Origin of the sequence: Streptomyces sp. NBC_01525 (assembly GCF_045040405.1) — a bacterium.
In the GTDB taxonomy this organism is placed as follows: Bacteria; Actinomycetota; Actinomycetes; order Streptomycetales; family Streptomycetaceae; genus Streptomyces; species Streptomyces benahoarensis.
On sequence record NZ_CP109397.1, the window covers coordinates 3,957,354 to 3,967,500 of the forward strand.

Below are 10,147 nucleotides of genomic sequence, written 5' to 3' on the forward strand. Positions count from 1 at the left end.
GGGCGCTGAGCGTCCGGAGTCCGTCCCTTACGGGGTGCGTTCTTTCTACGGGGGCGCTGTCCCCTACGGGTCTGGCGCCCTTACGGGTCTGGCGTCCCCTACGGGTCTGGCGTCCCCTACGGGCCTGGCGTCCCTTACGCGCCTGGCGTCCCTTACGGGGAGACCCCGCCCCCGCGAACACTGCTGACGCGGCAGCGGTGGAAAAGAAGGTGCTCCTGCCGCGCGACATCCTCCCGTCTCACGTAGTCAAGAGGGGTATGCGAGGGGATCACGGAACAAGAGAACAGGCGGGGGCCGAGTGAAATCAGCACAGGAGGATCAGTACCTGGAGTTCGTGGCCGCGAGGGCGAAGGCGCTGTACCGCTCGGCGTACGTCCTCGCGGCCGGCGACACACATCTTGCCGAGGACCTGGTTCAGGAAACCCTCAGCCGGGTGTACGTGCACTGGAAGCGGGTGGCCAGAGCGGACAGCCCGGCGGCCTACGCCCAGACGGTTCTGGTCCGCACCTCCCTCACCCTGCGGCGTCGGCGCAGCACCGGCGAGCGCCCCATCGGCAACCTGCCCGACAGTGCGGCGGCCGGCCCGGACGCCGCACTGCGGCTCACCCTGCTGGACGCGCTCGGCCAACTGCCGCCCCGAGACCGGGCGGTGCTGCTGCTGCGCTACTGGGAGGACCGCAGCATCGAGGAGACCGCCCAGATGCTCAAGCTGAGCAGCAGCGCGGTCCGCTCCCAGGGCACCCGGGCACTCAACAGGGTGCGCGCGTTGCTCGGCGACAGCCTGTCCGACCTGGTTCCGCACTGAACACCGGTGCACACAGAGCGAACCCACCGCAAAACCCTGATCAGCGACAGAAAAGGTGACGCCGGCATGCCGTTCGAAGCAGACCTCGCACACGCCCTGGACCGTACGACCGACTCCCTCGAACCCGATCTCACCACGCTCACGAGCGGAGCCGTCGAGCGCGGGCGGAGCCGCAGTCGGCGTCGGCGCAGCGCCGGCGCCCTCGCCGGGGTCGGCGCCTGCGCCGCGATCGCCGCAGCCGGCCTGGTGCTCCCCGGTGTGCTCGCCGGGGCTCGCTCCGCAGGATCCGACATGGAAGCGGTGGCGCTGGCGATGCCCCGTTCCGCGATCAGCGGCACCCAGATGATCGACGCCGTGAAGAAGACGTTCCCCGGGAGCAGGTTCGGCCGGGAGGACGGACAGAGCAACGACCCCTCGAATCCGTCCAAGGGGTGGGTCGCCAAGGGCGGAGTGGACGTCAACGACGGGCACGGCACCGCCAACGTCGGTGTCTCGGCCCTGCGGCTCAAGCTGCCGCTCAGGGACGGCGAGGGGCTGAACTGCGACAATACGGCCGGGCGTGCTGAGGCCGGCGACACCTGCGAGCTGAGCGAGCTGCCGAGCAGCGCCACGCTTCCCGGCGGAGCCCTGGTGATGTCGGAGAAGATCGCGGAAAGGCAGCCGATCGGTGCCGACCCCGTCCCCGGCTCCGCCCTCGCTCACCGCTGGACGACGACGGTGACCCTGAAGTCGACCGGCGCCCAGCTTCAGATGGTGCAGTGGAACACCGCCGGCGACTTCGGCAGCGGAAACAGGCCGAAGCCGACCCGCGACGCTCCCCCGCTCTCCCAGAAGCAGGCGGTGGCCGCACTCACCGGTCCCACCTGGGCGCCGATCCTCGGTGCCGTCGGCTGACCCGGCCAGCGCGTGCGGCAGATGCCCCACGGTGGGGCCCCAGCCGTGCCCCATGCCCGCGTCGACCAGGGCGGGACCGTGTCCCGGTCCCCGGAGCAGATACATGGTGTGGGTGAGGGCGGCGCACTCCGGCCGGTGCGCCGCCCTCTGGAGGCGCGCCGCCTCCCTGGTGTCGAAGCGGGGGAGGACGGTCGTCAGATCGGCGGCGAAGAACCCGTCACTGAGGGCCGTCAGGGTCGCTTCCCCTACGGGCCAGTGGACGGCGCTGGAGTAGGGACTCGGGACAGTGGATGCCATGGTCTCTCCTGCCGTCGCCGTCCAGTATCCGAAAGGCCCGGGCGCGGTTACCAGGTGTAGACGATCCGCGGGTTGTTCACCCAGTAGCTGTTGGCGACGGTGTCATCGAGGTACACCGGGCCGCCGGGGAGCGCCACACCGGTGCTGGAAGCGCTCGCCGGGGCACCGCTGAGGGTGACCTTGAGCCAGCGCGCTGACGCCCATGCCGTTACGCGGGTGGGGCGCGCCCCACGGAGTCGCCACCGGGTACGGCACCCGCTCGACCGGCTCCGACCCGGGCGGCGGCGCGGCCCAGGGGTCGCGCTCGGCCCGGGGGCCGGGCTCGGCCCCGTCGGGTCTGCCGTCGGGCTGCTGGTCTCCTGGTGAAGTGGGCACACGCATGCGCATTCCTCGTATCGATCCTAAAGCGGCGAACTCGCGACAATAGCAGTCACTTTTGCTCGTTCCTTGCCGCTTTTTTCGGTTCTCCGCGGTCCCGCCCATTGCGCAACTTCCCTTGCGCTACCTGTAGAGACCCATTCCTCCGAGGCAACCGTGTCGAGGCCGCCACCGACCTCCCCGGCAACGTCCCCGTTCGCGACAGCAAGGACCTGCACGGGCCCGCGCTCGTGTTTCCGGCCGCCGGGTGGTCCGCGTTCGTCTCGGCGGTCAAGGGCGCTGCGCTGTAAGGCACGTGCTTCCGAAGGACCCGGTCACCAGGTGGCCGGGTCCTTCGTCGTCGCCGCGAAGACCGTGCCGTCCGGGGACGCCCCGTAGATCCGGTCGCGGGACGGGACGGGGGCGGGCAGGGTCTCCAGGAAACCGTTGTGCCGGGTGGCCTTCAGGCGGGGCGGGGTCTGGCCGGTCAGGTCGCCGGTGCGGGCGTCGAGGGCGAGGAGACGGCCGTCGGCGGAGGAGAAGTACAGGCGGTCGTCGCCCGTCACGATGGGCACGGAGCCGCGTGCGACGGAGGTCTCCACGTCCCATTTCCGCTCCCCGACGGCTTGGAGGGCGCCGCCCTCGGCCAGCAGATACGCCGTCTCACCGCGCACCGTCGCGAGGACGCCATCCAGCGGGGCGGCGAGCGGCAGGCGGTGGCTGCGCCGGGTGTGCGGGTCGTACCGGACGACGGCGGTGGTGCGGAACGCGGACTTCGGCTCGGTGGCGGTGAGATAGAGCGCGCCGGAGGCGCCCGCGCCGGCGACCGTCAGCGTGCCGGGGAGCCGGGTGTGCCAGCGGACGTCGCCGCTCGCCGGGTCGATCGCGGTGAGCTGGGTGGCGGTGCCGTCGGGGGTGGCCTCGGCGGCGTACGCGGTGCGGGCGTCGGCCCCGTACGTCCGGAACGCCGGGAGCGCGTGCCCGGGGAACGCGTGGTGCCAGCGGGTGCGGTGGGTGGCGCTGTCGAGGGCGGTGACCGTGCCGTCGGCGGCGGTCAGCAGGACCGTGTTCCCGGTGACGGCCGCGCCGCCCTGGTACGCGGTGAGGCCGGTGGACCAACGGGTGCGGCCCCGGCCGTCGGCGGACGGGTCGAGGGCGCTCAGCCGGGTGCGGTCGGCGGAGGTGACGTAGAGGAGACCGCCGGAGAGCTGCGGCGCGGGCGGCGCGGTGTCGGTCTTCCCGGGCGGCGGCACGGCGCGGCGCCACACCACCTCGCCGGTCGCCGGGTCGAGACGGGCGGCGGCCACCCCACGCTGCGCGCAGAAGACGGCACCGCCCCGGGCGCCACCGCTCCCCGCCGTACAGGCAGGCATCTCGGCCTCGTGCCCGGCGGGCCGGGGGAGGAGCGTGGTGCGCCAGGGGTGGAACGCGGCGGTGGGGACGGGGGCGGGACGGCGCGGCGCTTCGTTGCTGGGGACGGCCTGGGTGATGACGAAACCGCCGGTCAGCACGGTGACGAGGGCGGCGGCGGTCCAGAGGAGGAGATGGTGGCGAGGGCGACGGGTCTTCCCGGGGGCATCATTCGAGGGGTGGGACGGGGCCTCGGTGCCGGGTTTCGTTCCGGCCGGGAATGCGGCTTCCGGGTCGGTGCCGGGTTTCGTTCCGGCCTGGAACGCGGCTTCCGGCTCGGCACCGGCCTCCCCCTCCGTCACCTCCCGGAGCGCATCCCGCACATGCGTCACCTCCGCGGACGACGCATCCGCGGCGGGCCACCGCCCGGGTACGAGCGCCTGCCCCGGGGGCCCCAACTGCCCAGCGGCGAGCGACTGATCCGGTGCCCCCGCCTGCCCAGGCACGCGCGGTGCGGCCGCGAGGCTCACCGGCGTATCGGACGGGCCGCCCTCCGCCAGCCGCTCCCACAGGTCGAGATGGATCTCGGTCGGCAGATCCGTCCGCAGCCGGTCCATCAGGGCGCGCGGCGTCGGCCGGTCCGCCGGATCCTTCGCCAGACAGGCGCCGATCAGCGGCGTCAACTCCTCCGGCACACCGTCCAGATCGGCCTCGTCGTGCACCACCTGGTACGCCACCAGATACGGGCTGTCCGAGTCGAACGGCCCCCGGCCCGTCGCGGCATGCACCAGCACCGACCCCAGCGCGAAGACATCCGCCTGCGGACCCACCTCGCGCGGGCGCTGGAACTGCTCGGGTGCCATGAACGGCGGCGTCCCGATGAGTTTTCCGGTCTCGGTGCGCATCTCGCTGTCGGACGGCCGCGAGATCCCGAAATCGATGACCTTCGGCCCGTCCGCCGCCAACAGGACGTTGCTCGGCTTCAGATCGCGGTGCACCACCCCGGCGCGGTGGATGTCGCGCAGCGCCTCGGCGAGGCCGCAGGCCAGCGCCCGCACCTCATCGGGCGGCAGCGGCCCGTTCCGCTTCACCTGCTCGGCGAGCGTCGGCCCGGAGATGTGCAGGGTCGCCATCCACGGCCGGGCGGCGTCCGGGTCCGCGTCCACGACCGGCGCCGTGAACGCCCCGCTGACCCGCCGGGCGGCCGCCACCTCCTGCCGGAACCGCCCCCGGAACTCGGGATCCTGCGCGAACTCCGCATGGATCACCTTGACCGCGAGCCGCAGCCCCGACGACGAACGCGCGAGGTGTACCTCGCCCATCCCGCCCGCGCCCAGCCGCGCCTCCAGCCGGTACTGCCCCGCATATCCCGGATGTTCCGCTTCCGGCTCCACGCCGGTATCCCGCAGCGACGACATCGTCCACCCCCGTGTCCTGCGCCGTGCCGAACCCCGCGCCCACAGGGCGCAGGGGTACGCGCGGAGCCTAGTCGATGGTGCGTACGAGACGAACGAGGCTTGCTAGCGTGCCCGGTGGACAGGCGCCTCCCGCCCGGGTCGGCGCACCACCGCGCGCCGACGGCGCGCACTCCACGGGGGAGTACACCATGAGCGACATCCAGGATCTGTCGGACGCCACGGCGGGCGACGTCGAGGCCCGCGCCGCATCGGCCGCCTCGTACCCCTTGGTCCCCGGCTACCGCGTCAACGTCCGCCAGGGCCCCGGCACCACCACTCCCGTCGTACGCCAGCTCCCGGCCGGTTCGTACGTCCAGATCCGTTGCCAGCGCTACGGCCAGCGGGTCTCCGGCCCGACGGGCGTCTCGGAGATCTGGGACGCGATCGCGGGGGGCGGGTACGTGTCCGACAGCTATGTGCGGACGGGGAGCAGCGGGTTCGTGGCGCCGCGGTGCACGTCATGAGGGGATGAGCGGGGGCGGGCGGCGGGCAGCGGGCCGGTTCGGTCGGTGGCCCGTGTGGTCGTCGGTGCGGTGCGGTCCGGTGCGGTCCAGCCCGGTCCAGCCCGGTCCGGTGCGGTGCGTCCTGCGGCCCGGAGGCGTGGCGTGGGCCGGGCGTTCCTGGGGCCGTGGCGGGCCGGTTCGCCCGATGGCCCGTACGCGGGACGTGAGCCCGGCGCCCCCGGGCCCGCCCCGGCCCGTTTCCCTTGCCCCCGGCCCGGGCGGCGATAATTGAGACATGAGCGACGAGCGGACGACCCCCGGCGGCGCGGAGCGCGGCTCCGGGCCCGGCAACGGCCCGGCGGACGGCGGGCCCGAGCCGGAGCCGATCCGCTTCTTCGGCACCTGCTGGCTCCACCACGACCGCGGCTACGCGCTGCGCCGCATCGCCGTGGCCGCCGGATCGCTGGTGCTCACCCTGGCCGGCGCGATCGTGCTGCGGTTCGCGTTCCAGGGCCTCGCGATCGGCGAGGTCGGCCCGCTGGTGACCGTGCTGGTCATCGCCGGTTTCGCGGTCTGCAGCGCGCTGGCGTTCCGCCGTACCTGGGACGGGTTCGTCCGCCGCCCCGACCCGTCCTCGGCGAGCGCCGCCGACCGCTCCGCGCAGAGCCTCCTGCTGATCGGCTTCCTCGGCTCGCTGCTCGCCTACTTCTGCCGCAGCCTGATCGAGGCCCCCGGCGAGAAGCTGCACCGCGCCGAGTACGCCGCCGCCCGCTCCCGCCACGCACGCCGCCGCACGGCCCGTACGGGCAACCCGGCGGCGAAGCGCGCGAAGAACGGACAGAACACGAAGTCCCCTAAGGAGAAGCGGAAGTAGCGGCCGACAGCGGCCCCAGGGGCGCGCCCCGTACGTGTAAACCCGTAGGGGCACCCCGTAGGCGTACGGCCCGTAGGCGTACGGCCCGTAGGCGTACGGCCCGTAGGCGTACGGCCCGTAGGCGTACGGAACAAGCGCGGCCCGGCCCGCGGACCCGTACGGGCCCCGGCACACGTACAGAAAGGCCCGTCCCATGGCGCACGAGCCGCAGCGGGAGCCGGAGCGGCTTCCACAGCCGGAGCCGCTTCCGGAGCCGCTTCCGGAGTCGGGGCCGCACCCGCAGCCGCTTCCGCTCCCGCAGCCCCTTCCGCAGCCGCCGACCCACGAGGCCCGGGCCCGGGCCTTCGACACCGTCGCCGCGCAGTACGCCACGGCCCGGCCCGGCTACCCGCCGTCGCTCCACGACGCCGTCGAAGAGTTGGCGGGCCGACCGCTGGCCGGGGCCCGGGTGCTGGACGTCGGCGCCGGTACGGGCCTGGCCACCGCGCCGCTCGCCGCCCGCGGCGCCCGCGTGACGGCCGTCGAACCGGGCGCCGCGATGGCCGCCGAACTGCACCGCGCCCACCCGGCCCTCCCGGTGGTCCGCGCCCGCGGCGAGGCGCTGCCGTTCCCGGACGGTGCGGGCTTCGACCTCGTCACCTACGCCCAGGCATGGCACTGGACCGACCCGGCGCGCTCCGTCCCCGAGGCCCTACGGGTGCTGCGGCCCGGCGGCACCCTCGCCCTCTGGTGGAACGTTCCCGACCCGGACGTCCCCTGGCAAGCCGCCCAGGAAGCCCGCCTCGCCCGCCGCCTCCCCGGCTACCACCGCCACAACGCCGCTGTCACCGCCCCGGACGTCCTCACGGCCCTCGCCCTCCCGGGCCCGCCGCTCCGCCCCGCGACCCGGCTGCTCCACTGGACCCGCCGCGTCCCGCTCCCCACGCACCTCGCGATGCTCGGCAGCCGCTCCCACTGCGCGGCCCTCGGACCCGAGGCCGCACCCGCCCTGGCCGCCGAGGACGCCGTGCTGCGGGAGGTCTTCCCCGACGGCGTCGTCGAGGAGGCGTACGCGCTCCACCTCACGGCCGTGCGGCGCGCGGACGGCTGAATCCGGGGCGGGCGGGCCCGCATGCCCCGGGAGGGGCGGGCCGAGCCCGTGAGTGCCTGAGCCCCAGGGCGCCGGGCCGCCGCTCCCAGGGGCAGCCGCTCCGGGGCCTCAGTACTCCGGCCCGCTCAGTACTCCCAGTCCGGCCGCCCCTCCCCGTACAGCCAGTCGTCGAAGAGCTCCGTCAGATCCACATCCGTACGCTCCTGACAGAAGTCGATGAACTCCTCGGAATTCGCGTTCCCGTGCCGGTGCGCGGCCGGCCACTCCTTCAGGATCCGGAAGAACACCCGCTCCCCGACCGCGTTCCGCAGCTGCTGGAGCACCATCGCGCCACGGTCGTAGACCGGCGTCCCCGTCACGTTCTCCGCCGACCCCGGATCCCCCGGCGGAAACTCCCACACATCCTCGTACGTGACGCCGTCCGCCTCGTCCTCGTCGTCATCCTCCAGCGCATACAGCGCATCGAATCGCTCCTGGGGCGTGCGCCCGCCCTCGTGCGCCTCCCACAGCCACTCCGCGTACTGCGCGAAACCCTCGTTCAGCCAGGTGTCCTTCCAGGTCCGCGGCGTCACCGAGTTCCCGAACCACTGATGCGCCGTCTCGTGCACCACCGTCGAGATATCGGGGGCGCCCGCGTACACCGGCTTCGTCTGCGTCTCCAGCGCGTACCAGTCGATCCGCTCCGGCGCGTGGTCGACGACCGCCCCCGCCGACGAGAACGGATACGGCCCGAACAGCTTCCGCGACCAGGCCAGCACCTCCGGCAACCGGTCGAGCGCCTTCCGGCTGCCCGCCGCCTCCTTCGGGTCCACCGCGACATACAGCGGCAGCCCGTCCGCCATCCGCGACTGATGGACGTCGAACCGCCCGATCGTCGCCGTCGCCAGATACGTCGCCATCGGCTCCCCGGAGTGCCACGCGAACGTCGTCCGGCCCCCGGAGGTGACGCTCGACCGCAGCTCCCCGCCCGCGACCGCGGTGTACCCGCGCGGCACGGTGATCCGGATGTCGTACGCCGCCTTGTCGGACGGATGGTTGTTCCCCGGGAACCACGTCATCGACCCGGCCGGTTCCCCCGACACGAACGCCCCGTCCGCGGTCTTCACCCACCCCTCCGACGCCCCGTCCGCATCCGTCATCTCCTGCGGCACCCCGCCGTACGCCACGGTTGTCCGGAACGCACGCCCCTTCCGCAGCCCCTCCGCCGGACGCACCGTCAGCTTGTGCCCCTTACGGGAGAACCCGGCCGCAGCCCCGTCGACCCTTACGGAGGTGACCCGCAGCCCCTGAAGATCGAGCCGGAACGAACTGAGGTCCCGCGTCGCCTTCGCACTGATCCGCGCCGTGGCATCGAGCCGCTTCTTCGCCACGTCATACGCCAGATCCAGCCCGTAATGCCGCACGTCGTACCCGCCGTTCCCGAGCGTGGGAAACAACGGATCCCCGACCCCACCCGCCCCCGCCGTCCCCTTGACCGCCGACCCCTCCGTACAGGACGACACCAGCAGAACGGCGACGAGCGCGGCACACGAGGCAGCGGCCACACGACGGAAACGGACGGACCGGCGCTTCACAGAACTCCAGACATGGACCGGACAGGGAACCGAACGCGGAACACCGAACCGGGAACCACCCGGTCACCCCGCCCGGCCCCGCGTGATCACGAACCGTCGACCCTACGGACTTTTCCGGTACGGGGCGGGATGGATCCGGCGAGCAGCGACGAACGTGACGGGATCGGGCGATCTCAGGGGTTCGCCGGGAACCCGTAGGGGCGGAGGCGGGCCCGTAAGGGATGCGGAGAAGGGCCCGATGCAGCCGCGCCCGTCCACGTCCCCTACGGGCCCGGCGCACCCGCAGACGCCCCCGGCACATCCCCTACGGGCCCCGCCCCTGCCCACCCCACCGTCCGCACCCCGGAACACCCCCGCCACCTCCCACCCCCAGGTGCGAGGATGGCCGCGCAATCAGGCAACCCCAGGACGTGCCGCCACCGCCCGCCCGGCCCACAGCCGCGGGCACCGACGGGAAAACCGCGGGAAACCGGCACCGCACCCTGGCACCACCACCGGCGAGGTGAAGCGCAACATGGCTCAGAAGGTCGCCGTACTCGGCACCGGAAAAATCGGCGAGGCTCTGCTCAGCGGCATGATCCGCGGCGGCTGGGCGCCCGCCGACCTCCTGGTCACCGCCCGCCGCCCCGAGCGCGCCGCCCAACTCCGCGAGCGCTACGGCGTCGAAGCGGTCACCAACGCCGAGGCCGCCGAGGCCGCCGACACCCTGATCCTCACCGTCAAGCCGCAGGACATGGGCGCCCTCCTGACCGAACTGGCCCCGCATGTCCCCGCCGACCGCCTCGTCATCAGCGGCGCCGCGGGCATCCCCACCGCCTTCTTCGAGGATCGGCTGGCCGAGGGCACCCCGGTCGTCCGGGTCATGACCAACACCCCCGCCCTCGTCGACGAGGCCATGTCCGTCATCTCCGCGGGCACCCACGCCACCGGCGACCACCTCCGCCGCGCCGAGGAAATCTTTGCGGGCGTCGGCAAAACCCTGCGCGTCCCGGAGACCCAGCAGGAC

Annotated in this window: 9 protein-coding genes (1 of these 9 running past the window's edge); 7 read left to right on the plus strand and 2 right to left on the minus strand. The window is 73.4% G+C overall.

From position 1 onward, the window contains the following. The first annotated feature begins 298 nt into the window (after positions 1 to 298). The 3 genes from OG422_RS17825 to OG422_RS17835 all read left to right on the plus strand — a co-directional run bounded on the left by OG422_RS17825 (position 299) and on the right by OG422_RS17835 (position 2,664). Entirely contained in the window at positions 299 to 805 is a 507-nt protein-coding gene (locus OG422_RS17825) for a SigE family RNA polymerase sigma factor (RefSeq protein ID WP_405743677.1), read from the plus strand. A gap of 66 nt (positions 806 to 871) precedes the next feature. Then, positions 872 to 1,699 carry a hypothetical protein gene (locus OG422_RS17830; RefSeq protein WP_405743678.1) on the plus strand — a complete coding sequence of 276 codons (828 nt, stop codon included), beginning with the start codon at positions 872 to 874 and terminating at the stop codon, positions 1,697 to 1,699. Positions 1,700 to 2,478: 779 nt separating this feature from the next. Next, positions 2,479 to 2,664 (plus strand): DUF397 domain-containing protein, encoded by a 186-nt coding sequence (locus tag OG422_RS17835; protein ID WP_143943321.1) that lies wholly within the window; start codon positions 2,479 to 2,481, stop codon positions 2,662 to 2,664. A 24-nt stretch (positions 2,665 to 2,688) separates the two neighbouring features. On the opposite strand, the gene OG422_RS17840 is transcribed toward OG422_RS17835, so the two are convergent. After that, on the minus strand, positions 2,689 to 5,121 hold the full coding sequence (locus OG422_RS17840) for a protein kinase domain-containing protein (protein WP_405743679.1): 2,433 nt from the start codon (positions 5,119 to 5,121) through the stop codon (positions 2,689 to 2,691). Positions 5,122 to 5,309: 188 nt separating this feature from the next. On the opposite strand from OG422_RS17840, the gene OG422_RS17845 reads away from it, so the two are divergent. The 3 genes from OG422_RS17845 to OG422_RS17855 all read left to right on the plus strand — a co-directional run bounded on the left by OG422_RS17845 (position 5,310) and on the right by OG422_RS17855 (position 7,567). Continuing rightward, the gene (locus OG422_RS17845) at positions 5,310 to 5,624 is read left to right on the plus strand and encodes a peptidase (RefSeq protein ID WP_143944531.1); all 315 of its coding nucleotides are present in this window, start codon (positions 5,310 to 5,312) and stop codon (positions 5,622 to 5,624) included. A gap of 274 nt (positions 5,625 to 5,898) precedes the next feature. Beyond that, positions 5,899 to 6,477, plus strand: coding sequence for a hypothetical protein (locus OG422_RS17850; protein ID WP_405743680.1), 579 nt, complete (start codon positions 5,899 to 5,901; stop codon positions 6,475 to 6,477). 193 nt (positions 6,478 to 6,670) lie between these two features. Further along, on the plus strand, positions 6,671 to 7,567 hold the full coding sequence (locus OG422_RS17855) for a class I SAM-dependent methyltransferase (RefSeq protein WP_405743681.1): 897 nt from the start codon (positions 6,671 to 6,673) through the stop codon (positions 7,565 to 7,567). Between the two features lie 125 nt (positions 7,568 to 7,692). Here OG422_RS17855 and OG422_RS17860 read toward each other — a convergent pair whose 3' ends face one another. After that, a complete protein-coding gene (locus tag OG422_RS17860) occupies positions 7,693 to 9,111 on the minus strand; it encodes a M1 family metallopeptidase (RefSeq protein ID WP_405743682.1) in 1,419 nt (472 codons plus the stop codon). A 544-nt stretch (positions 9,112 to 9,655) separates the two neighbouring features. Here OG422_RS17860 and proC point away from each other — a divergent pair. Then, on the plus strand, positions 9,656 to 10,147 hold the 5' portion of the coding sequence (gene proC, locus OG422_RS17865) for a pyrroline-5-carboxylate reductase (protein WP_405743683.1). Its footprint extends 318 nt past the window's final position; 492 of the gene's 810 nt are visible here — the first part of the coding sequence; it begins with the start codon at positions 9,656 to 9,658; its stop codon lies off the right edge, out of view.

What these genes read in the sequence shown, in the direction of transcription:
- OG422_RS17830 (WP_405743678.1), top strand. Translation starts at nt 872, where the DNA reads ATGCCGTTCGAAGCAGACCTCGCACACGCCCTGGACCGTACGACCGAC.
- OG422_RS17840 (WP_405743679.1), bottom strand. Translation starts at nt 5,121, where the DNA reads ATGTCGTCGCTGCGGGATACCGGCGTGGAGCCGGAAGCGGAACATCCG.
- OG422_RS17845 (WP_143944531.1), top strand. Translation starts at nt 5,310, where the DNA reads ATGAGCGACATCCAGGATCTGTCGGACGCCACGGCGGGCGACGTCGAG.
- OG422_RS17850 (WP_405743680.1), top strand. Translation starts at nt 5,899, where the DNA reads ATGAGCGACGAGCGGACGACCCCCGGCGGCGCGGAGCGCGGCTCCGGG.
- OG422_RS17855 (WP_405743681.1), top strand. Translation starts at nt 6,671, where the DNA reads ATGGCGCACGAGCCGCAGCGGGAGCCGGAGCGGCTTCCACAGCCGGAG.